The following is a 20,425-nucleotide window of genomic DNA, read 5'->3' as shown; positions in this document are numbered from 1 at the left end:
ATTCCCAGCTCTAGAACGGCCAAAACTTCGGGATCAACCACATCGACAGCGCGCAGAAGATGGCGATCAGCGGGATGCCGACCTTCATGAAGTCGGTGAAGCGGTAGCCGCCGGCGTAGTAGACCATGGTGTTGGTGGGGTAGCCGACCGGGGTGGCGAACGAGGTGGCGGCGGCGAAGGCGACCGCGACGACGAACGGGCGCGGGTCCACGTGCATGGCGTGGGCCACCGACACGGCGATGCCCACCATCAGCACCACCGAGGGGTTGTGGCCCATCAGTTCGGTGAGCAGGGCGGTCAGCAGGTAGACCATCAGCAGGCCGGCCAGCGGGCCGTGGTCGCCGACCACGCCCAGCCCCATCTGCACCAGCGTTTCCGACAGGCCGCTGCGCTCGATCGCGATGCCCAGCGGCAGGATCGCGCCGAGCAGGATGATGATCTTCCAGTCCACGCCCTCGTAGACGTCCTTGCGGCCGAAGCAGCCGGTGAGCGCCATCGCCACCGCGCCGCAGATCGCCGCGATCGGGATCGGCAGCCAGTGCAGGCCGGAGGCCACCACCACGCCGACCATGATCGCGGCGGCATACAACGCCTTGCGCGGGGTGCGGTGGGCTTCCTCGCGCTCGCTCAGCACGATGAAGGCCTCGTCGTTGCGCAGGTTGGACAACGCCTCGTCGTCGACCAGCACCAGCAGCACGTCGCCCACCGCCAGGCTGACGTCGCTGAGCTTGTCGCGCAGCAGCTGGCCGCGCCGGTGGATCGCCAGCGCCACCGCGTCGTAGCGCCAGTGCAGGCCGGTTTCCTCCAGCTGGCGGCCTTCCATCGGGCTGGCCGGCGCGATCATCAGCTCCACCATCACCCGCGAGCGGGCATCGCCGGTGGCGTAGCGGCGGTCCGGCGCGTTGCGCAGGCCGGCGCGGCGCTGGAAATCCTCGATCTTCCCCCAGTCGCCGCGCACCAGCAGCACGTCGCCGACGGCGATCTCCTGGCTGCGCGGCGACCACATGCGCCGCTCGCCGCGCAGCAGCTCCAGCGGGTAGACGCCGTAACGCTCGCCCAGCTTCGCATCGGCGATGCTGCCGCCGACCAGCGCGGACTGCTCGGTCACCTCCAGCTCGGTGACGTACTTGCCGATCTCCTCCTGCACCGGCAGCTGGGTGTCGATCTCGCGCGGCAGCAGCCAGCGGCCGACCAGCATCAGGTAGACAATGCCGACCACCGCCAGGATCACGCCCATGCGGGTGAACTCGAACACGCCGAACGCCTCCATCCCGTGCTTCTGCGCCAGCGTGTCGGCGAGCAGGTTGGAGGAGGTGCCGATCAGCGTGCACACGCCGCCCATCTGCGCGGCGTAGGCCATCGGCATCAGCACGCGGCCGGGCGAGGTGTGTGTGCGCTGGCACACGCGCAGCGCCAGCGGCAGGAAGGTGGCCACCAGCGCAATGTTCTTGACGAAGGCGCCCAGCGGCGCGATCGCCAGCATCAGCGCCAGGGTCAGCACCCACGGCCGCTTGATCCGCATCAGCCAGCGGCTCAGCGGATCGAGCGCGCCGGAGCGCTCGATGCCCAGGCTGAGCGCGAACATCGCCGCCACCGTCACCGTCGCCTCGTTGCTGAAGCCGCTGAGCGCCTCCACCGGCGTGACGATGCCCAGGATCACCAGCGTCGCCAGCACCAGCAGCGCGATCAGGTCGATGCGCAGCTTCTCGCTGGCGAACAGCGCCATCGCCAGCACGATCACCGCGACCGTGGCCCATGCCTGCCAGTTCATGCAGCGCGCCTCGGCGCGGGCAGGCGGGCGGGGCGGGGCGTCGCGGTGGGTCGGGATGGGGCCATGCAGGTTTCCGTGGAGTGTCGCCGTCGGCTTGCCGCCACGGCCCCGGTCATACTAACCCGCGCAGCTGTTCGCCCGCCGTCGCTGCCGGCTGGCCGCGGCGGCATCGACGATTCGTGATTGAATGTCGGCATGAATACCCACGAACCCGACGCGCCAGGCGAGCCACAAGAACCAGCCGGCGAGCGCCAGCCCACCGTGGCGCTGGCGCTCGGCGCCGGCGGCGCCAAGGGGCTGGCGCACATCGGCGTGATCGAGGAAATCGAGGCGCAGGGTTTTCGCATCGTGGCGATCGCCGGCAGCTCGATGGGCGCGCTGATCGGCGGCATCCACGCGATGGGCAAGCTCGACGTCTACCGCGACTGGGTGAGCGCGCTGGCCCGTTTCGACGTGCTGCGACTGGTCGACTGGTCCTTTTCCGGCGGCGGCCTGATCAAGGGCGAGAAGATCATCGGCACGCTGCGCGGGCTGATCGGCGACACCCTGATCGAGGAGCTGCCGCTGGCGTTCACCGCGGTGGCCACCGACCTCGACCGCGGCCGCGAGGTATGGCTGGGCCGCGGCAACCTGTTCGAGGCCATCCGCGCCTCGATCGCCGTGCCGACCGTGTTCCGCCCGCACCACCTCAACGGCCACCGCATGGTCGACGGCGCCCTGCTCAACCCGGTGCCGGTCACGCCGCTGATCGGGGTGGAGGCGGATTATCTGTTCGCCGTCAGCGTGGACGGCCCGGTCGAGGCGGCCGTCGCGCCGGTGGAGGAGAGCGCCACCGGACAGGACCCTAGCTATCGCCACCGCATCGGCGAGTTCATCAGCCGGCTGATGCCGCGCAGCGAGGAACCGCCGCGCGAGCCCGGTACCTTCGACACGCTGAACCAGGCGATGGACCTGATGCAGGCCAACCTGGCGCGGCTGCGCCTGGCCGCGTACGAGCCGGACCTGCTGATCACCCTGCCGCGCAACATCGCCAGCGTCTACGAGTTCTACCGCGCCCGCGAACTGATCGAGCGCGGTCGCCTGCAGACGCGCAAGGCGCTGGCCGAGTGGCCGCGCACGGGCACGCCGCTGCGCGCGACTTGAGCGGGCCGCACGGCACTTCGACTTCCCCGCTGCGCAAGGGCGGGGCCATGCTCAAGGCGGTCAGCGCGGCCCGTGCGTGTGCAGCCAGTGCTGCAGGTAGTCGCGCAGCACGAGGGCACCGTTGTGCTCCTCGTCGCGGGCGCTGTAGATCAGGGTGACCGGGTGCCGCGCGGAGCGCTCGGCCAGCGGTTGCCAGTATTCGGCCAGCTCGTCGAGTTCGCTGGCGTAGCGGTGGCGGAAGCCGTCCCAGCGCGCCGGATCGTGGCCGAACCATTTGCGCAGCGCCGTGGTCGGCGCCAGTTCCTTGGCCCACTGGTCCAGCGGCACATCTTCCTTCTTCATGCCGCGCGGCCACAGCCGCTCCACCAGCACGCGATAACCATCCTCCCTGGCGGGCGCTTCGTACGCACGCTTGATCGCGAGGGCCATGGCGTTCTCCTGCAATGAAACAGGACAAGCATACGACCGCCGCGGCGACACCGCGTGATCGAGGTCAGAGTTCCTCGACTTCGGTCACCTTGCCCCGGCGCATCAGCCACGCCACGCCACGCAGGTCGGCCAGGCCGACCCACAGCCGGTCCAGCATGCCGTACTTGGACACGCCGGCGGTGCGCGGGCGATGGCCCACCGGCACGCTGGTGCTCCGGAAGCCGGCGCGCTTGACCAGCGCCGGCAGGTAGCGGTGCATGTGGTCGAAGTAGGGCAGGCGCAGGAACACCTCGCGCTCGAACAGCTTCAGGCCGCAGCCGGTGTCCGGCGTGGCGTCGCGCAGCATGCGCGAGCGCACCGCGTTGGCGACCTTCGAGGAGATGCGCTTGTTGAAACTGTCGCGGCGGGTGGTGCGCCAGCCGGCGAACAGCTTCACCTCGGCCGCCGCCGCGTCGCGCGCGGCGAGCAGCTTCGGGATGTCGGCCGGATCGTTCTGGCCGTCGCCGTCCAGCGTGGCGATCCAGCTGCCGCGCGCCGCGCGCACGCCGTTCCACACCGCCGTGCTCTGGCCGCTGCGGGTGACGTGATGCAGCACGCGCAACTCGGGATGCTGCGCCTTCTGCGCTTCGAGCACGGCGCGACTGTCGTCGGACGAATCGTCGTCGACGTAGATCACTTCGTAGTCGGCCGTGCCACGCAAGGCAGCCGCGATTTCGGCCAGCAGCGGCGGGATGTTGTCGCGCTCGTTGAACACGGGGACGACGACGGAAAGTTGCGGCATGGGGCTGGCCTTTCAGCGGAAACGGGCACCGCGGACGGCGGCGAACGCGCAGTTTAATGCCTGCCGGCACGGACCGTCGGCACCGGATACGAAAACCGGGTGTAATGAAATCCGCGTCCACCGGGTCATCTACCGCAGCCGGAATTGTCCGGCATCCACGGGAGAGACCCATGCAAGCCCAGACCATCCTCAGCTCCGCCTTGCTCAGCCTGCTCGCCGCCGGCGCGCTCGGCGCCGCCACGACCGCCCACGCCGCCGACAAGATGGCCGCCAGCGCCACGCAGAAGTGCTACGGCGTCAACGCCGCGATGAAGAACGACTGCCAGTCCCCGGGCCATTCCTGCGCGGGCCAGGACAGCAAGGCGCGCGATCCGCAGGCCTTCGTGGCGGTACCCGCCGGCCTGTGCGCCAAGCTCGATGGCGGTTCGCTGCAGGCCCACGACGCCATGTCGCACGACGCCATGATGAAGAAGAGCTGACAGCCGTGCCCCCGTCACGCCCCGTGCGTGCGCAGCCGATCCCGACGAGTGTCGGGATCGGGCTGCGGCCGGCGCACGTCGCGCACGTGCTGCACCACCGGCCCGCCGTGCCGTTCTTCGAGCTGCACAGCGAGAATCTGTTCTGCGCCGGCGGCGCGCTGTGGGACGCGTTAGACGCGCTGCGCCGCGACTACCCGGTGAGCCTGCACGGCGTGGGCCTGTCGCTGGGTTCGGCCGAGCCGCTCGATCCCGCCCACCTCGCCGCGCTGCGCGCGCTGGTGCAACGCGCCGAACCCGCGCTGGTATCCGAGCACGTGTGCTGGGGCGCCATCGGCGGGCGCCACTACAACGACCTGCTGCCGCTGCCGTACACCGAGGAAGCGCTGGAGCTGATGGTGGCGCGCGTGGGCCAGTTGCAGGAAACGCTGGGCCGCCGCGTGCTGGTGGAGAACGTCTCCAGCTACATCCATTTCAGCCACTCGACGCTGAGCGAGTGGGAGTTCCTTGCCGCACTCGCCGCGCGCAGCGGCTGCGGCCTGCTGCTGGACGTCAACAACGTCTACGTCAACAGCGTCAACCACGGCTTCGACGCGCAACGCTTCATCGACGGCATCCCCGCCGCCGCGGTGGGCGAACTGCACCTGGCCGGCTTCACCCGCAAGCAGGGGCTGGGCGGCGAACTGCTGATCGACTCGCACGACCAGCGCGTCGATGCCGCCGTGTGGGCGCTGTACGGCTACACGCTGGCCCGCCTCGGCGCGAAACCCACCCTGATCGAATGGGACCAGCACTTGCCCGATTTCGCCGTGCTGGAAGACGAGGCGCGGCTCGCCACGGAGCATCTCGATGTCGTCGCCGCCCTCGCTGCGTGAGCTGCAGCACGCGTTCGCCGGCGCCATCGTGGACGGCGTGGCGCCCTCGCTGGAACCGTGGATCGCCACGCGCGGCATCGCGCCCGCCGCCCGCCTGCGCATCTATCGGAACGCCAACCTCGCGATCCACGTCGACGCGCTGGCCACCAGTTTCCCCGCGCTGCAACACCTGCTCGGCGAGGACTGCTTCGACGGCCTCGCCACCCGCCACGCCGCTTTCCGCGGCAACCGCAGCGGCAACCTGCAGGATTACGGCGCCGACTTCGCCGCGTTCGTGGCCGCGCAGCCGGAAACCGCGCCGTGGCCCTGGCTGGGTGACGTGGCGCGGCTGGAATGGCTGCGCCAGGAAGTCGCGCTGGCCGCCGATGCCACGCCCGCCGATGCCGCAGCCCTGGTCGCTGCGCTGGCCGACGCGGACCACCCGCCGCGGCTGCGGCCGTGCGTGCGCGCGCTGTCCTGCGCCTGGGCGGTGCTCGACCTGTGGCGTTGCGCGCAGGCGCCGGAACACGACGCCATCGACCCCGCCGTGCCGCAATCCGTCTTGCTGTGGCGCGAAGGCAGCCAGGTCGCGATGCGCGCCATCGCACCTGCGCAGGCCGCGTTCGTGGACGCGCTGCGGCATGAGTCATCGCTCGACCTGGCGCTCGCCGCCGCACAGCTGATCGACCCGCAGGCGCCGCCCGAAACCCTGCTGCGCCCCCTGCTCGAACACGCGCTGCTCGCCGCGTGATCCGTCATCCACTCATCCGGGAATCGTCCACATGAACACCGCCGTCGCCATCGCCCGCTGGTCGCGTCTCACCGCGCAACTCGCGGTGCTCACCCCGCTCGCCCTGCTGCTGTTCCGCGTGTTCGTGGCGCTCGCGTTCTGGCGCGCCGGCACGGTGAAATGGGATGACCCCAGCGGCACGGCCTACCTGTTCGACAACGAATACCAGGTGCCCCTGCTCGCCCCTGCGCTGGCCGCCACGCTCGCCACCTGGACCGAACTGGTGCTGCCGTGGTTCCTCGCGCTGGGCCTCGGCACCCGCGTGGTCGCCGCCGTGCTGTTCGTCTACAACATCGTCGCGGTGGTCTCCTACCCGGCACTGTGGCCGAACGGCCTCTGGCACGGACTGATCGGCGGCGACTTCAATGACCACAAGGCCTGGGGGTTGATGCTGCTGGCCCTGGTGGCGCTTGGGGCAGGGCGGATCTCGGGGGACGCCGTGATGAGCCGGTTGTTTCGGTGACGGGGAGTCCCCTGCCCGTCGTGTCAGCGCGGACGAAAGGGCATGGACGCCAGCCGGTCGCCGCGAGTCCTTGTGATCAGGTGCCTGGAAGACTCAGGGTGCCAACCGGCCCGGCGCCTCGTTGACCGCGCGGCGCTGCGCAGTCTGCGCGCTGCCCTCTCCATCGATCGCCACCCGCCAGTGGCGTGCCACCGCGTCGAACGGGCGTGCGCCGCCACGGTCGGTGAGCATCACCAGGGTGCCGTGTTGCAGCGGCACGATGCGGCCATGCCAGCCGTCACGCTGGAAGTCGCTGGCCTTGGCCACTTGCTTGTGCGGCAGGTAGAGCACGGCGACCGGGGTGCCGCCGACGCGGCTGACCAGGTGCACGGTCTTGTAGGGGCCGACCGGGCAGTCGTGCACGTAGGTGACGTCGACGGGGGCGGGGCCGCGCAGGCTGACGCCGCGCACGGCGAAGCCGGCGGCGATGGCGGGCGTACCGATGGGCTGGACGAGGTCGAGCGAGTGGATTTCGTCGGGCATGTGCGCGACGGCGAGCGCAGGCAGCGAGCGCGCATCCATCCGCTTCCAGCCGTAGCCGCCGAGGCCGAGCGCGAGCAGCAGCGAGGCGGCCAGCGCGAACGCCAGCTGGCGGCGACGGGTCTGCCGGTGGCGCTCGCCGGTGGCCTGGGCCAGCAGCACGCGCTCGGCGAGGCCTTCGGGCACGGACACCTCGAGCGCGGCGTGCAGTTCGCGCTCGAAGGCCTGGGCGCGCTCCCACGCGGCGGCGCAGGCGGGGCAGCTGTCGCGATGGGCGAGCAGTTCGGCAGCGCGCGAGTGCGGTTCGGCGCCGAGGCGGCGGCGGAACTCAAGGCAATCCATGCTGCGCCTCCGGGCGGCCGCCCTGCAGGATGGATTTCAGCTTCTGCCGGGCGCGGAACAACTGGGTCATCACCGCGCCGGGCTGTTGGTCCAGCTCGGCGGCGATCTCGTCGCAACTCATGCCGCCCAGCACCTGCAGCAGCAGCGGTTCGCGGTACTTGTGCGGCAATCGGGACATGGCTTCACGCAGTTCGGCGGCATCGCCGTGGCGCTCGGGGCTGGCCCAGGCGGCGTCCTCGGCGAGGTTGTCTTCCAGCTCGACGGTATCCGGCGTCTTGCGCTCATGCAGGCGCGCGTTCTCGCGACGCAGGATGGTCAGCAGCCACGGCTTGGCGGACTCGGCCTCGCGCAGCGCGTCGAGGCTTTTCCACGCGCGCAACAAGGTCTCCTGCACCAGATCCTGGGCCAGCGCATCCTGCCCGCACAACCAGTAGGCGAAGCGGTACAGGTCGCCGGCATGCGCGCGGGTCAGCGCCTCGAATTGACGTTGTCGGGAACTCACTGCCAGATAGACCGGCCCGGAGCGTTTCATCTTTCACCAAGGTCAGCGGATCTTGCCGAGGATGCCGTCGAGTTCGTCGTTGCTGTGGTAGTGGATCACCAGCTTGCCGCGGCCGCCCTTGCCCTGGGCCAGCTCGACGCGGGTGGCGAAGCGCTCGCCCAGTTCGCGCTCCAGCGCGCTGATGTTGGGATCGCGCGCGGGCGCGTGGCGGGCCTTGCCCTTCGGCGCGGTCTGCGCGCGGCGGGCGGCCTCCTCCAGCTCGCGCACGCTCCAGCCGAGGGTGACGGCCTGGCGCGCCAGCGGCACGGCGATGGACTCGTCCAGGGTCAGCAGGCAGCGGGCGTGGCCCATCTCCAGCTTGCCGTCGTCGAGCAGTTTCTTGATCGCCTCGGGCAGCTCGGTGAGCCGCAGCAGGTTGGACACCGCGGCGCGCGAGCGCCCCACCGCGTCGGCGGCCTGCTGGTGGGTGAGTTCGAAATCCTCGATCAGGCGCTTGAGCGCATCGGCTTCTTCCAGCGGGGTGAGGTCCTGGCGCTGGATGTTCTCGATCAGCGCCATCGCCGGCACGGCCTGCTCGGCCACCTGCTTGATCAGCGCCGGGATCTCGCCCAGCTGCGCGCGCTGCGCGGCGCGCCAGCGGCGTTCGCCGGCGATCAGTTCGTAGCGGTGCTTGCCGATCTCGCGCACCACCACCGGCTGGATCAGGCCCTGCGCCTTGATCGAGGCAGCCAGCTCGTCCAGCGCCTCGTCGTTCCAGTGGCGCCGCGGCTGGTATTTGCCGGGCTGGATTTGCTGGATCGGCAGCGTGCGCAGCTCACCCTCCTGCGCCAGTACCGACGGCGTGCCTTCGCCGTCGCCGCCGAGCAGGGCGTCCAGCCCGCGTCCCAATCCACGTTTTTTCGCTGCTGCCATGCCTCAGTCCTGATGATTGGCGGCGGGTGCCTTGAGCAGCACGCCGTTGTGGTCGCCATGCGCGGCGGAGTCGGCCTCGTCGGCCGGCTCGGCGCGCGGCGGCAGCCCGCGTTCGCGCCGGATCACCTCGCCGGCCAGGCCGATGTAGGCGATCGCGCCACGCGAGCTGCGGTCGTACAGGTGGATCGGCTGGCCGTGGCTCGGCGCCTCGGCCAGGCGCACGTTGCGTGGGATGATCGAGCGCAGCACCTTGTCGCCGAAGTGCTGGGTGAGCTGGGCGGAGACCTCGTTGCCGAGGTTGTTGCGCACGTCGTACATGGTGCGCAGCAGGCCCTCGATCTCCAGTTTCGGATTGAGCCGGTGGCGCACCGCCTTGACCGTGTCGAGCAGGCTGGACAGGCCCTCCAGCGCGAAGTACTCGCACTGCACCGGGATCAGCACGCCGTCGGCGGCGGTCAGCGCGTTGAGGGTGAGCAGGTTGAGCGAGGGCGGGCAGTCGATCAGGATGGTGTGGTACTTGTCCGCGACCTTGGCCAGCACGTCCTTCAAGCGGTGCTCGCGGGCCAGCGCGTCCATCAGTTTCAGCTCGGCGGCGGTGAGGTCGCCGTTGCCCGGCAGCACGTCGTAGTGCGCCTCGGTGGGCACGATCGCCGCGCTGATCTCCACCTCTTCCAGCAGTACCTCGCAGCCGCTCGGGCCGATCTGGCGCTTGTCGATGCCCGAGGCCATGGTGGCGTTGCCCTGCGGATCGAGATCCACCAGCAATACCTTGCGCTTGGCCGCCGCAAGCGCAGCGGCCAGGTTGACGGCCGTGGTGGTCTTGCCGACGCCGCCCTTCTGGTTGGCGACAGCGATGATGCGGGCCATGGATCGAAGGCATTCCGTTCGCGAAGGACGGCTAGATTAGCATTGCCGCCCGGGCTTGCCTGCCCCGGCCGGACCGCTCTGCCGCCGGTGGCGGCGGGGATCACGCTGCTGGGCGATCCGGGCTCAGTCGCCGATCCGCGCGCCGCTGGCGCCATCGAACAGGTGCAGGTACGGGTGCGACAGGCCCAGCGCGACCAGGCTGCCGGGCTCGGGCAGGGGGCGTGGCGGTACCCGCGCCACCAGCACCTGGTCGCCGAAGCGCAGGTTCAGGAAGACCTCGTTGCCCACCGGCTCGACCACCTCCAGTCGCGCCTGCAAGGCCGCACCGGCGGGGTCCGGCTGCAGGTGTTCCGGGCGCACGCCCAGCACCACCTCGCGATCGCACCAGGCCGCCCAGGCGGGATCGGGCAGAAGGTCGCCCAGCACCAGCTCGCCCGCGGCGCAGGCCAGCCGCCAGCCCTCGTGCCGGCGCAGCGTGCCGCGGAGCAGGTTCATCGCCGGGCTGCCGAGGAAGCCGGCCACGAACATGTTGGCGGGCCGGTCGTACAGCGCCATCGGCGTGTCGATCTGCTGGATCACGCCGCCATCCAGCACCACGATGCGCTGGCCCAGGGTCATCGCCTCGATCTGGTCGTGGGTCACGTAGATCATGGTGGCACCGAGCTGGCGGTGGAGCCGGGCGATCTCCACCCGCATCGACAGGCGCAGCCTCGCGTCGAGGTTGGACAGCGGCTCGTCGAGCAGGAACACCTGCGGCTCGCGCACCAGCGCGCGGCCCAGCGCCACCCGCTGGCGCTGGCCGCCGGACAAGGCGGCCGGGCGCGCCGCCAGCCGCGACTGCAACCCCAGCGACTCGGCCACTACCGCCACCTTCTGCGCGATCTCGGCCCGCGGCCTGCCGCGCAGCTTCAGCCCGAAGCCCAGGTTCTCGGCCACCGTCATGTGCGGGTACAGCGCGTAGTTCTGGAACACCATCGCGATGTCGCGGTCCTTCGGCGCCACCTCGTTCACCACGCGGCCGCCGATGCGCAGCGTGCCGTCGCTGATCGGTTCCAGCCCGGCGATCATGCGCAGCAAGGTCGTCTTGCCGCAGCCGGACGGCCCGACCAGCACCAGCAATTCGCCGTCGGCCACGGTGAAGCTGGCGCCGGCCACCGCGACGTGGCCGTCGGGGTAGACCTTGCGCAGGCGATCGAGTTGAACCTCGGCCATCGGCATCTCCACAGCGGTGGCCGGCTCGGCCGCGGCGCCGGCGCTTCGCAGGCCGGCGGGCATTGGGCTATTCTGCCCATGTAAGCGTTTACATCAAAGCGCGGGCCTCAGAGCTTGTGAAGAAAACCACTTCCTGTGGTTTTCTTCTATCGCGAGTCCGGTACACGCCCGGACTCGCTCACGCGAATCAGGCACTTGCGTGCCCGATCCGCGTCCGGCCATCCATGGCCGGGCTTCGAGGTTGAAAAAGCACAACCTCTCAGGGAACCCCATGACCGCACCCCGATTCGTTTTTCCCGACGGTTTCCATTGGGGCGCCGCCACTTCCGCTTACCAGATCGAAGGCTCGCCGCTGGCCGACGGCGCCGGCCCCAGCATCTGGCAGCGCTTCGCGCATACGCCCGGGATGATGGCCAACGGCGACACCGGCGACGTCGCCTGCGACCACTACCGCCGTTACCGTCAAGACGTGCAGCTGATGAAGGCGCTGGGCCTCGATGGCTACCGCTTCAGCATCAACTGGGCGCGCGTGCTTCCCGAGGGCACCGGCCGGGTCAATCCGAAGGGGCTGGACTTCTACTCGCGGCTGGTCGACGAGCTGCTGGAACACGGCATCGCGCCGAACGCCACGCTGTTCCACTGGGACCTGCCGGCGGCGCTGGACGACCGCGGCGGCTGGCTCAACCGCGACAGCGCGCACTGGTTCGCCGAGTACGCCGAGGTCATGTTCAAGGCGCTGGACGACCGCGTGCCGCGCTGGTCCACGCTCAACGAACCCTGGGTGGTCACCGACGGCGGCTACCTGCACGGCGCGCTGGCGCCCGGACACCGCAACAAGTACGAGGCGCCGATCGCCGCGCACAACCTGATGCGCGCCAGTGGCGCCGGCATCCAGGCCTACCGCGCGCACGGCAGGCACGAGATCGGCGTGGTGTTCAACATCGAGCCGAAATACCCGTATTCCGAAGGCGCCGAAGACATGGCCGCCACCGCGCGCGCGCACGCCTACATGAACCGGCAGTTCGCCGACCCCGCGCTGCTGGGCAGCTATCCGGAGCAGCTCAAGGAGATCTTCGGCGCCGCATGGCCGGATTTCCCGGCAGAGGATTTCGCGCTGACCCGCCAGCGCGTCGATTTCGTCGGCATCAACTACTACACGCGCGCGGTGGTCCGGCACGACCCGGACGCGTATCCGCTGCGCGCGGTGTCGGTGCGCCAACCCAACCGCACCCACACCGAAACGGGCTGGGAGGTCTACGCGCAGGGGCTGACTGACACCCTGGTCTGGTTCAAGCAGCGCTACGGCGACATCCCGCTGTACATCACCGAGAACGGCTCCGCCTTCTACGACCCGCCGGTCGCCGAAGGCGCCACCGTGGACGACCCGCTGCGCTGCGACTACCTGCGCAAGCACTTGCGCGCGCTGCATGCCGCGATCGCCGCAGGGGTGAACGTGCAGGGCTATTACGCCTGGTCGCTGCTGGACAACCTGGAGTGGTCGCTGGGCTACGCCAAGCGCTTCGGCCTCTACCACGTCGACTTCGCCACCCAGCAGCGCACGGCCAAGGCCAGCGCCAGGCTGTATGCGCAGATTATCGAGAGCAACGGCGCGGTGCTGGATCTGTAGGAGCGCACCCTGTGCGCGATGCCTTTGTGCAGCGTGACGAAGAGCATCGCGCACAGGGTGCGCTCCTACAACAACCGTGGTGGCGTAGGGCGGGCACTGCCCGCCGCTCTCGCGATCTCGGACAAAGACCGGCGGGCACTGCCCGCCCTACCCGCGGCCGAGCACCAGCAGGTGGCGTTCAGCGGGCAAGCCGGGCACATGGAGTTCGTGCGTGGCGCGCACGACGAAGCCGTCCGGGATCCCCGCCAACTCGTCGTCCGGCAGCTTCCCCTTCATCGCCAGCCAGGTCCCTTGCGGTGCCAGCAGGTGGCCGCCCCAGGCCAGCATGTCGGCAAGGCTGGCGAAGGCGCGCGCGGTGATGCAGTCGAACTGGCCGGCGACGTCTTCCACCCGTGCCTGTTCGGCGCGCACGCCCTCCAGTTTCAGGCTGCGGATCGCCTCGCGCAGGAAGCGCACCTTCTTGCCGTTGGAGTCCACCAGCAGGATCTGCCGGCCCGGCGCGGCGATCGCCAGCACGATGCCGGGCAGGCCGGGGCCGGTGCCGAGGTCGGCCAGGCTGTGGCCCTGCACGAACGGCAGGATCGCCACCGAATCGAGCAGGTGGCGGGTCACCATCTCGGTCGGTTCGCGCACCGCGGTGAGGTTGTAGGCGCCGTTCCAGCGTTCGAGCAGGGCGAGATAGTCGAGCAGGCGCGGCACCGCATCGGCAGGCAGTTGCAGGCCCAGCGCGGCAATGCCCTGTTCGAGTTGTGCCTGCAAGGCGTCGCGCGCGGCCATCGGCCATCAGTCCTGTGGGAAAGCGGTCGGCAAGTATCCCGGCAAGCCCGCCGCAACGCCAGCAGCCGGGGCAAAAGAAAGCCCGCCGAAGCGGGCTCGAAGTGGAGCAAATCCCCTGCGGCGCGGCGCTCTGCGGGCGCCTGGCGCGATGCGATGCTCAGGCGGCGTCGAGATCGACCCGGGTGACCATCATGCCGCGCTCGCGCAGCACGTGATTCAACGATTGCTTGACCCGCGCGCCCAGATCGCGCCGATCGACCGCCTCGGTGGCGGGTTCGTCACGCAGCGCGGCTTGCGCGCCATGGCGGATCAGCTGGTCGACCTGCTCGAACACGGCGTCGGCGCGTTCCGGCTCCAGCACCTGCCAGTACACCGTGCCGCGCACGTCGCGCGGCCCCAGCGGCGCCTGCAGCTGCAGGGTCTGGCCGGACAGATTGATCTTGTGCGCGACCCGGTCGAGCAGCGGCAGCACCAGGTGCGTGCCGGCCGGCAGCAGCCGGCGCGGCTTGCCATGACGGTAGATGCTGTAGACCAGACCCTCCGGCACGCGCCGCACGGCGCTGGCGAGCAGCACGGCGAGCAAGGCAACGATGAGGGTGGACAGCATGGTCATGGTCGTAAAATCAGTAACTTGAGATTGGTTTATTCGTCTGATACTGGAACTGAAGGATACAATCGATTGACTCTGTGTGACTTAACCGCGGTTTAACGCGCGGATGAATCTTTAACAAGACGCCGAAAACAAGTCAAGAGCGCGTCGTCGGATCGGTGAAGCTGTCGACGACACGGGAGGACACGAACGGCCGCGCTGCGTCAGTTTTCACTCCGGTTCGGTCGCGCGCGGCCCGCTTTTCCTCCTGCCCCGGGAATCAAGCATCGAACTTGCCAAAACACGGGGTATCCGCAGCCAAGGCGCGGGGGCGTGGCGTCCGTCACGTTCGAGGGGGCGGCCGATCGGCCACGCCGGCCCGTCGGCGCCGCATACCGTTGCCGTGGCGCAGCAAGGGAGTGCCTGGATCGGCAAGCGGGCCGCTCTGGCGTTTCGCCGGGATTTCCCGCCGGGCTGCCGCCTGCGCGCTGCTGCGATGCAGCACAGGTCGCCGCAACAAGCCCTTTACAAGTCCGCATGAAAACGTTTACGTTGGCGCCACCCAAGGGTTGGCGAACCCGGCGGAAACATTCCCATGGCGGCAGCAACCATCAAAGACGTGGCGCGCGAGGCCCGGGTGTCGGTGGCTTCAGTGTCGCGCGCGCTCAATGGCGGCGGCGGCGTCACCGCGGCCACCAGCGCGCGCATCCACGCCGCCGCCGAGCGCCTGCAGTACATCCCGCATGCAGCGGCGCGCATGCTGATCACCCGCCGCACGCACACTGTCGGCGCCCTGCTGCCCGACCTGTACGGCGAGTTCTTTTCCGAGTTGATCCGCGGCATCGACCTGGCGGCGCGTGCGCGCGGCCTGCACCTGCTGGTATCCAGCTCGCACGGTGGCGCGACCGAAGCGGCGGCGGCGGTGCGCTCGATGCAGGGTCGCGTCGACGGCCTGCTGATCCTGTCCGAACGGGTCGACACGGCGTTCCTGCGCGCCAACCTGCCCAAGGCGCTGCCGGTGGTGCTGCTCAACAGCGCGGTGAGCGGGCCGGCGTTCCACGTGATCAACATCGACAACCACGGCGGCGCGGTGGCGATGGTGCGGCACCTGCTGCAGGCCGGCCATCGCAGCGTGGCGCTGATCGCCGGGCCGCCCGGCAACTTCGACGCCAGCGAACGCGAGCGCGGCTATCGCGAGGCGATGGCCAAATACGCCCCGCGCGCGGCATTGACCGTGGTGGATGGCGACTTCACCGAGGAATCGGGCTATCGCGCCGGCCAGCAGCTGCTGGCGCGGACGAAGCGGCCGGCGGCCGTGTTCGCCGCCAACGACATGATGGCGGTGGGCTGCCTGGCGGCGTTCAAGGACGCCGGCGTGCAGGTGCCGGAGGACATCGCGCTGGCCGGCTTCGACGATATCCCGATCACCCGCTACGTGACACCGGCCCTGACCACGGTGCGCGTGCGCATTGCCGACTTCGGCCGTCTCGCGCTGGAGCGCCTGGCCGACGTCGTCGAACGCCCCGGGCAGGAAACACCTTCCGCCGACACGCTCGGTTTTGAAATCGTGGTTCGCGACACCTGCGGCGGAAACAAACCAGAAAAGAACTCCTGAACGTCTCAGCAAACTGCCCGGGGAGGGGAGCGATGAAAACCTCAACGCAATTCAAGAAGAACCTGCTGGCCGGATTGATCGGCGCGTCGATCATGTCTCTGGCCGTCGCACCATCGTTCGTGATGGCCGCGAGTTCCGACGCGAACCTGCGCGGCCATGCGCCTCCGAACGCCCTGGTGACCGCCAGGAATATCGCCACGGGCTCGACCCGCGTGACCAAGGCCAACGGCGAAGGCAGTTATGCGCTGGTCGGCCTGCCACCCGGCACGTATACGGTCGATGCCGGCCCGGGCACGACACAGACCGTCACGCTCAGCGTGGCGTCCACCGCGACCCTGAATCTGACGGCCGCGGCCGCGACCAGCACCAGCGCACCCGCCGCAGCCAACGCGACCAACCTCGGCGCCGTCACGGTGACTGCAACGGCCTTGCAGGAAGTGAAGACGTCCGAGGTCGGCAACACGGTGTCGCTGCGCCAGATCGACGCCACGCCCCAATCCTCGCGCAACTTCCTGCAATTCGCCGACGCCGTGCCGGGCATGGTCTTCACGCGCGATGCGAACGGCAACACCAGCCTGCGTTCCGGCGCCCAGGCCACCAGCGCGATCAACGTGTACATCGACGGCGTGGGCCAGAAGAACTACGTGTTGCAGGGCGGCGTCACCGGCCAGACCGGCAGCCAGGGCAACCCGTTCCCGCAGCTGGCCATCGGCGAATACAAGGTCATCACCTCGAACTACAAGGCCGAGTTCGACCAGGTCTCGAGCGCCGCCGTGGTGGCGCAAAGCAAGTCCGGCACCAACACCTTCCACGGCGACGTCTTCGGCGACTTCACCAACACCGCCATGCGCGCGAAGACGCCTTCCGAAATAGCCAACCACAAGAAGACCGATTCGCACGAAAAGGACTACGGCTTCGATCTGGGCGGCCCGATCATCCAGGACAAGGCGCACTTCTTCATTGCCTACGAGGGCAAGGAATTCGACACGCCGACCACGGTGGTTCCGGGCCTGATCGGCGGCGGCTACGAAAGCCAGCTGCCCGCCAGCGCCAGCGCGCAGATCGGCCCGGCCAGCCTGCCGTTCAAGGAAAACGACTGGTTCGGCAAGATCGACTGGGAGCCCACCGACCGCGATCGCTTCGAGCTCAGCGGCAAGTATCGCGACGAAACCCAGGTGTCCGGCATCGGCGGCGTCACCACGCCGTCGGCGGCCATCAACACGAACAACACCGACAAACGCTATGACCTGCGCTGGGATCACAGCGCCTACAGCTGGTTCAACCGCCTGCAGGTGACGTACGAGGACGCGTTCTTCTCACCCACGCCCGCCATGCACGGCGCCGGTGCGCGGTACACGCAGGACATCAACCAGAACCAGACGATCCTGCAGACAGGCAACTCCCCGCTGGCCCAGCAGAACAAGGGCCAGAAAGGGCCGGCGCTGCAGGACGACCTGACCTTCAATGATTTCGAGTGGCACGGCGACCACGTCATCAAGATGGGGGTGAAGTACAAGGAAGTGAAACTCACGGCGCAGGACGCCGGCGATACGAATGCCTTGTTCAGCTACGCCGTCACGCCCGATGCCGGCACCGAGGCGACCCCCTACGAAGTGCAGTTCGGCTCACCCACGCCGGGGCAAAGTCCGGTGGCGACCAGTCGCGACAAGCAGTTCGGCGCCTATATCCAGGATGACTGGGCCATCAACGACAAGCTGACCCTGAACCTGGGCGTGCGCTGGGATTACGAGGAAACGCCTTCCTATCTCAACTACGTCACGCCAGCCAACGTGGTCGCCGCCCTCAACAGCCCCGATCCCCACACGGGTGCGCCCGCCGGTCAGACCTACGCGCAGACACTGGCCCTGGGCGGCGTGGACATCAACGACTACATCAGCACCGGGAACAATCGAAAGGCGCCGAAGAACAACTTCCAGCCCCGTCTCGGTTTCTCCTACGACCTCAACGGGGACGAAGCGCATGTCATTTTCGGCGGCATCGGCCGTTCCTACGATCGCAACCTGTACGAGGCGATCCAGGTCGAGCAGACCAAGTCGGTGCTGTCGCAGCCGACGATCCAGTTCAACACCCCGCTCCATCCGTGCACGGTAGGGGTCGGTACCTGCTACGCCTTTGATCCGTCATACATGGACATCGCGACCCTGCAGGCGCTGGTGGCCGGAACCAACACCGGCAAGGAGGTGGACGCGGTCAACAACCACCTCAAGACGCCCTACTCCGACCAGATCAGCCTGGGCATGCGCAACACGATCGGCGAATGGAACACCAGCGCCGCGATCGCCAACATCCGCAGCCACGACGGCCTGGTCTACACGCTGGGCAACCGCTATCCCGACGGCAGTTTCTGGCAGAACGGCAGTCAGCCGTGGGGCAACGGCATCCCCGGCTTCGGCAGTTTCATCATCGGCAACAACGGCCTGGAAACCCGCACCACCCAGGTCCTGCTGTCCGCGGAAAAGCCCTATACCAAGGAATCGCACTGGGGCCTGACGATTGCCTACACCCACACCCATTCGAGTCAGAACCACAACAACAACGACCCGACCGACCAGTACGCGTTCGACTTCGAGACCGTCGGCCATTACCCGTTTGTCGGCGGTGCCGTGGCCAAGAACCGGCTCGTGGTGACCGGCAACATCGATGGCCCCTGGGGCTTCGTGTTTGGCGGCAAGCTGACCCTGTCCACACCCGTTCCCAACGTCGGCATGGCCTTTTATGGTGCGCCGGCGACGAACCAGGACAACGGCGTGACCAACGGCGCCGGCGGTCGCGTCGTCGCCATCGCGCCACCGGGCAACGGCCGCTTCCTGATCGGCGGCAAGGTCTTCGGCTATCGCGACCTCGACCTGCAGGCCACGAAGAACTTCAAGATCTACGACAACGTCAGTGGCTATGTGCGCATCGACCTGATCAATGTGTTCAACTTCAGGAATACCGTGGGCTACATGACGAACTACGGCAGCGGCGGCGTCTACAACCCGCAGGTGTTCTACAACCCCACCGGCGACATCACCGGTTACACGCGCACCCTGAGGGCCACGGCCGGCATCAGCTTCTAGGGCGGAGCTTCGAGCCGGTGGACGGCACCGGAGCGGTCTCATGCAAAGCCCGCGTTTCGCGGGCTTTGTTCTTCACGCCGAAGCACTCCCTTGCACGAGCGGGTTTTCCATGACTGATCCACGCATCCGCAATATCGTGATTGTCGGCGGTGGCACCGCGGGCTGGATGGCTGCAGCGGCGTTTGCGAAGGTACTCGGGCCGGACTATGCAATCCGGCTGATCGAATCGGAAGAAATCGGCACGGTCGGCGTCGGCGAGGCGACGGTGCCGCACCTGAAGCTCTTCAACAATCTCCTGGAAATCGACGAGATCGAGTTCATCAGGCAGGTGCAGGGCACGTTCAAGCTCGGCATCCAGTTCAACGACTGGGGCCGCATCGGCGACACGTATATCCACGGCTTCGGCACGATCGGCCACGATGTCAGCCTGCTGCCGTTTCATCAGTTCTGGATCAAGGCGAATCAGCTGGGTATCGCCGAGGACATCGGCGCCTACTCGCTGAACACGGTGGCCGCGCCGCTTGGCAAGTTCATGCCTTCGGCCACCGATGTACCGGCCGGCTCGCCGCTGGCGGACATCGCCTATGCCTACCACTTTGATGCTGGCCGCTACGCCAGGTACCTGCGGGGCTACGCCGAGCGGCGCGGCGTGCGTCGTACCGAGGGCAAGATCTCCCAGACCCTGCTGCGTGCGCATGACGGCTTTGTCGAGGCCGTCGTCCTGGAAAGCGGCGAGCGGATCGATGGCGAATTGTTCATCGACTGCTCCGGCTTTCGTGGCCTGCTGATCGAGCAGGCGCTGCATACGGGTTATCTGGACTTCACGCACTGGCTGCCGTGCGACCGTGCAGTTGCGGTGGCTTGCGAGAAGGTGGGACCACCCACGTCCTACACGCGCTCCACCGCGCGCGATGCCGGCTGGCAGTGGCGGATTCCGTTGCAGCATCGCACCGGCAACGGTTACGTGTATTCAAGCGGCCATGTCAGCGACGACGAAGCAGCGGCAACCTTGCTCGCCCATCTCGACGCACCTGCGGTCGGCGAGCCGCGCCCGTTGCGCTTTACCACCGGCGTGCGCAAGAAGTTCTGGAACAGGAACGTGGTGGCGCTGGGACTGTCCAGCGGGTTCCTGGAACCGCTGGAATCGACCAGCATCTACATGATCCAGTCCGGTATCGCGCGCCTGCTCAATCTTTTTCCGCAGCGCGATTTCAGCGAGGTGGTGATCAATCGCTACAACGCGCAAGCCGTTTTCGAGTACGAGCGCATCCGTGACTTTCTCATTCTGCACTACCACGCCACCCGGCGGGACGACACGCCGTTCTGGCGCCAGTGCCGCACGATGTCGATTCCGGATCAACTGCGCGAGAACATCGCCCTGTTTCGCGACAGCGGCCGCTTCTTCCGCAATGCCGAGGAAATGTTTGCTCTGGTCAGCTGGGTACAGGTGATGATCGGCCAAGGCATCATCCCGCGGGGCTATCACCCCCTGGTTGACCAGATGCCCGAGCGGGACCTGCGCAAGTTCATTGCCGGTGTCGGCCAGGTTGTCGCCAGCTGCGTCGATTCGATGCCGATGCAACAGGCCTTCATCGATCGCTACTGCACCGCTGGAGCTGCGTGACCCGGGTTTGCACCATCAACACAAGAACCACATCCTTCATTCGTCGCCACGG

19 protein-coding genes are annotated in these 20,425 nt (G+C 68.3%); 9 read left to right on the top strand and 10 right to left on the bottom strand.

Going from position 1 to position 20,425, the window contains the following annotated elements; all coding sequences use genetic code 11:
• Nucleotides 1-10: 10 nt before the first annotated feature.
• Nucleotides 11-1,771 (bottom strand): SLC13 family permease, encoded by a 1,761-nt coding sequence (locus tag ACVCL9_RS14100; protein ID WP_447097658.1) that lies wholly within the window; start codon nt 1,769-1,771, stop codon nt 11-13.
• Nucleotides 1,772-1,966: 195 nt separating this feature from the next.
• On the opposite strand from ACVCL9_RS14100, the gene ACVCL9_RS14095 reads away from it, so the two are divergent.
• The gene (locus ACVCL9_RS14095; RefSeq protein ID WP_447097659.1) at nt 1,967-2,914 is read left to right on the top strand and encodes a patatin-like phospholipase family protein; all 948 of its coding nucleotides are present in this window, start codon (nt 1,967-1,969) and stop codon (nt 2,912-2,914) included.
• A 60-nt stretch (nt 2,915-2,974) separates the two neighbouring features.
• On the opposite strand, the gene ACVCL9_RS14090 is transcribed toward ACVCL9_RS14095, so the two are convergent.
• Both ACVCL9_RS14090 and ACVCL9_RS14085 read right to left on the bottom strand, forming a co-directional pair.
• Nucleotides 2,975-3,343, bottom strand: a complete 369-nt coding sequence (locus ACVCL9_RS14090) for a DUF488 domain-containing protein (protein WP_447097660.1) — start codon at nt 3,341-3,343, stop codon at nt 2,975-2,977.
• Between the two features lie 64 nt (nt 3,344-3,407).
• Nucleotides 3,408-4,124: a glycosyltransferase gene (locus ACVCL9_RS14085; RefSeq protein ID WP_395120812.1), complete on the bottom strand. Its 717-nt coding sequence runs from the start codon at nt 4,122-4,124 to the stop codon at nt 3,408-3,410.
• A gap of 170 nt (nt 4,125-4,294) precedes the next feature.
• Here ACVCL9_RS14085 and bufA1 point away from each other — a divergent pair, with 170 nt between their 5' ends.
• From bufA1 to ACVCL9_RS14065, 4 genes are read left to right on the top strand one after another with little or no spacing between them, the layout of a single operon-like run.
• Nucleotides 4,295-4,603, top strand: a complete 309-nt coding sequence (bufA1, locus tag ACVCL9_RS14080) for a BufA1 family periplasmic bufferin-type metallophore (protein WP_447097661.1) — start codon at nt 4,295-4,297, stop codon at nt 4,601-4,603.
• 5 nt (nt 4,604-4,608) lie between these two features.
• Entirely contained in the window at nt 4,609-5,475 is an 867-nt protein-coding gene (gene bufB / locus ACVCL9_RS14075; RefSeq protein WP_447097662.1) for an MNIO family bufferin maturase, read from the top strand.
• Nucleotides 5,450-6,205, top strand: coding sequence for an HvfC/BufC family peptide modification chaperone (locus tag ACVCL9_RS14070; RefSeq protein WP_447097663.1), 756 nt, complete (start codon nt 5,450-5,452; stop codon nt 6,203-6,205). The genes bufB and ACVCL9_RS14070 overlap by 26 nt, the downstream gene beginning before the upstream one ends.
• A gap of 31 nt (nt 6,206-6,236) precedes the next feature.
• Nucleotides 6,237-6,707, top strand: a complete 471-nt coding sequence (locus tag ACVCL9_RS14065; RefSeq protein ID WP_447097664.1) for a DoxX family protein — start codon at nt 6,237-6,239, stop codon at nt 6,705-6,707.
• A 93-nt stretch (nt 6,708-6,800) separates the two neighbouring features.
• Here ACVCL9_RS14065 and ACVCL9_RS14060 read toward each other — a convergent pair whose 3' ends face one another.
• From ACVCL9_RS14060 to ACVCL9_RS14040, 5 genes are all read right to left on the bottom strand, one after another.
• Nucleotides 6,801-7,568, bottom strand: a complete 768-nt coding sequence (locus tag ACVCL9_RS14060) for a DUF3379 family protein (protein WP_447097665.1) — start codon at nt 7,566-7,568, stop codon at nt 6,801-6,803.
• Nucleotides 7,555-8,100 (bottom strand): sigma-70 family RNA polymerase sigma factor, encoded by a 546-nt coding sequence (locus ACVCL9_RS14055; protein WP_447097666.1) that lies wholly within the window; start codon nt 8,098-8,100, stop codon nt 7,555-7,557. Before ACVCL9_RS14055 ends, ACVCL9_RS14060 begins: the two co-directional genes overlap by 14 nt.
• 12 nt (nt 8,101-8,112) lie before the next feature.
• Entirely contained in the window at nt 8,113-8,982 is an 870-nt protein-coding gene (locus tag ACVCL9_RS14050; RefSeq protein WP_395120805.1) for a ParB/RepB/Spo0J family partition protein, read from the bottom strand.
• A 3-nt stretch (nt 8,983-8,985) separates the two neighbouring features.
• A complete protein-coding gene (locus ACVCL9_RS14045; protein ID WP_447097667.1) occupies nt 8,986-9,849 on the bottom strand; it encodes a ParA family protein in 864 nt (287 codons plus the stop codon).
• Nucleotides 9,850-9,972: 123 nt separating this feature from the next.
• Nucleotides 9,973-11,061 (bottom strand): ABC transporter ATP-binding protein, encoded by a 1,089-nt coding sequence (locus ACVCL9_RS14040; RefSeq protein WP_447097668.1) that lies wholly within the window; start codon nt 11,059-11,061, stop codon nt 9,973-9,975.
• A 271-nt stretch (nt 11,062-11,332) separates the two neighbouring features.
• Here ACVCL9_RS14040 and ACVCL9_RS14035 point away from each other — a divergent pair, with 271 nt between their 5' ends.
• Nucleotides 11,333-12,688: a GH1 family beta-glucosidase gene (locus ACVCL9_RS14035; protein ID WP_447097669.1), complete on the top strand. Its 1,356-nt coding sequence runs from the start codon at nt 11,333-11,335 to the stop codon at nt 12,686-12,688.
• A gap of 147 nt (nt 12,689-12,835) precedes the next feature.
• On the opposite strand, the gene rsmG is transcribed toward ACVCL9_RS14035, so the two are convergent.
• Together rsmG and ACVCL9_RS14025 are read right to left on the bottom strand one after the other, a co-directional pair.
• On the bottom strand, nt 12,836-13,465 hold the full coding sequence (gene rsmG / locus ACVCL9_RS14030; protein ID WP_447097670.1) for a 16S rRNA (guanine(527)-N(7))-methyltransferase RsmG: 630 nt from the start codon (nt 13,463-13,465) through the stop codon (nt 12,836-12,838).
• Between the two features lie 157 nt (nt 13,466-13,622).
• Nucleotides 13,623-14,078: an SPFH domain-containing protein gene (locus ACVCL9_RS14025; RefSeq protein ID WP_395120801.1), complete on the bottom strand. Its 456-nt coding sequence runs from the start codon at nt 14,076-14,078 to the stop codon at nt 13,623-13,625.
• A gap of 571 nt (nt 14,079-14,649) precedes the next feature.
• Between ACVCL9_RS14025 and ACVCL9_RS14020 the strand changes: the two genes are divergently transcribed.
• From ACVCL9_RS14020 to ACVCL9_RS14010, 3 genes are all read left to right on the top strand, one after another.
• On the top strand, nt 14,650-15,669 hold the full coding sequence (locus tag ACVCL9_RS14020; protein ID WP_447097671.1) for a LacI family DNA-binding transcriptional regulator: 1,020 nt from the start codon (nt 14,650-14,652) through the stop codon (nt 15,667-15,669).
• Between the two features lie 32 nt (nt 15,670-15,701).
• Nucleotides 15,702-18,749: a TonB-dependent receptor gene (locus ACVCL9_RS14015; RefSeq protein ID WP_447097672.1), complete on the top strand. Its 3,048-nt coding sequence runs from the start codon at nt 15,702-15,704 to the stop codon at nt 18,747-18,749.
• A gap of 109 nt (nt 18,750-18,858) precedes the next feature.
• Entirely contained in the window at nt 18,859-20,373 is a 1,515-nt protein-coding gene (locus ACVCL9_RS14010; RefSeq protein ID WP_447099502.1) for a tryptophan halogenase family protein, read from the top strand.
• Nucleotides 20,374-20,425 lie beyond the last annotated feature (52 nt).

The sequence above is a fragment of the Rhodanobacter sp. UC4438_H5 genome (genome assembly GCF_052978405.1).
Note: the sequence above shows the minus strand (reverse complement) of the source record. Positions and strands in the feature narration are given on the sequence as shown.

Bases quoted from the DNA above. Each gene is read 5' to 3' on its own strand.
- ACVCL9_RS14035 (WP_447097669.1), top strand. From the start codon at position 11,333: ATGACCGCACCCCGATTCGTTTTTCCCGACGGTTTCCATTGGGGCGCC.
- ACVCL9_RS14010 (WP_447099502.1), top strand. From the start codon at position 18,859: ATGACTGATCCACGCATCCGCAATATCGTGATTGTCGGCGGTGGCACC.
- ACVCL9_RS14015 (WP_447097672.1), top strand. From the start codon at position 15,702: ATGAAAACCTCAACGCAATTCAAGAAGAACCTGCTGGCCGGATTGATC.
- ACVCL9_RS14100 (WP_447097658.1), bottom strand. From the start codon at position 1,771: ATGAACTGGCAGGCATGGGCCACGGTCGCGGTGATCGTGCTGGCGATG.
- ACVCL9_RS14050 (WP_395120805.1), bottom strand. From the start codon at position 8,982: ATGGCAGCAGCGAAAAAACGTGGATTGGGACGCGGGCTGGACGCCCTG.
- ACVCL9_RS14095 (WP_447097659.1), top strand. From the start codon at position 1,967: ATGAATACCCACGAACCCGACGCGCCAGGCGAGCCACAAGAACCAGCC.
- ACVCL9_RS14085 (WP_395120812.1), bottom strand. From the start codon at position 4,124: ATGCCGCAACTTTCCGTCGTCGTCCCCGTGTTCAACGAGCGCGACAAC.
- rsmG (WP_447097670.1), bottom strand. From the start codon at position 13,465: ATGGCCGCGCGCGACGCCTTGCAGGCACAACTCGAACAGGGCATTGCC.
- ACVCL9_RS14070 (WP_447097663.1), top strand. From the start codon at position 5,450: ATGTCGTCGCCGCCCTCGCTGCGTGAGCTGCAGCACGCGTTCGCCGGC.
- bufA1 (WP_447097661.1), top strand. From the start codon at position 4,295: ATGCAAGCCCAGACCATCCTCAGCTCCGCCTTGCTCAGCCTGCTCGCC.
- ACVCL9_RS14060 (WP_447097665.1), bottom strand. From the start codon at position 7,568: ATGGATTGCCTTGAGTTCCGCCGCCGCCTCGGCGCCGAACCGCACTCG.
- ACVCL9_RS14045 (WP_447097667.1), bottom strand. From the start codon at position 9,849: ATGGCCCGCATCATCGCTGTCGCCAACCAGAAGGGCGGCGTCGGCAAG.
- ACVCL9_RS14025 (WP_395120801.1), bottom strand. From the start codon at position 14,078: ATGACCATGCTGTCCACCCTCATCGTTGCCTTGCTCGCCGTGCTGCTC.
- ACVCL9_RS14020 (WP_447097671.1), top strand. From the start codon at position 14,650: ATGGCGGCAGCAACCATCAAAGACGTGGCGCGCGAGGCCCGGGTGTCG.
- ACVCL9_RS14055 (WP_447097666.1), bottom strand. From the start codon at position 8,100: ATGAAACGCTCCGGGCCGGTCTATCTGGCAGTGAGTTCCCGACAACGT.
- ACVCL9_RS14040 (WP_447097668.1), bottom strand. From the start codon at position 11,061: ATGGCCGAGGTTCAACTCGATCGCCTGCGCAAGGTCTACCCCGACGGC.
- ACVCL9_RS14090 (WP_447097660.1), bottom strand. From the start codon at position 3,343: ATGGCCCTCGCGATCAAGCGTGCGTACGAAGCGCCCGCCAGGGAGGAT.
- ACVCL9_RS14065 (WP_447097664.1), top strand. From the start codon at position 6,237: ATGAACACCGCCGTCGCCATCGCCCGCTGGTCGCGTCTCACCGCGCAA.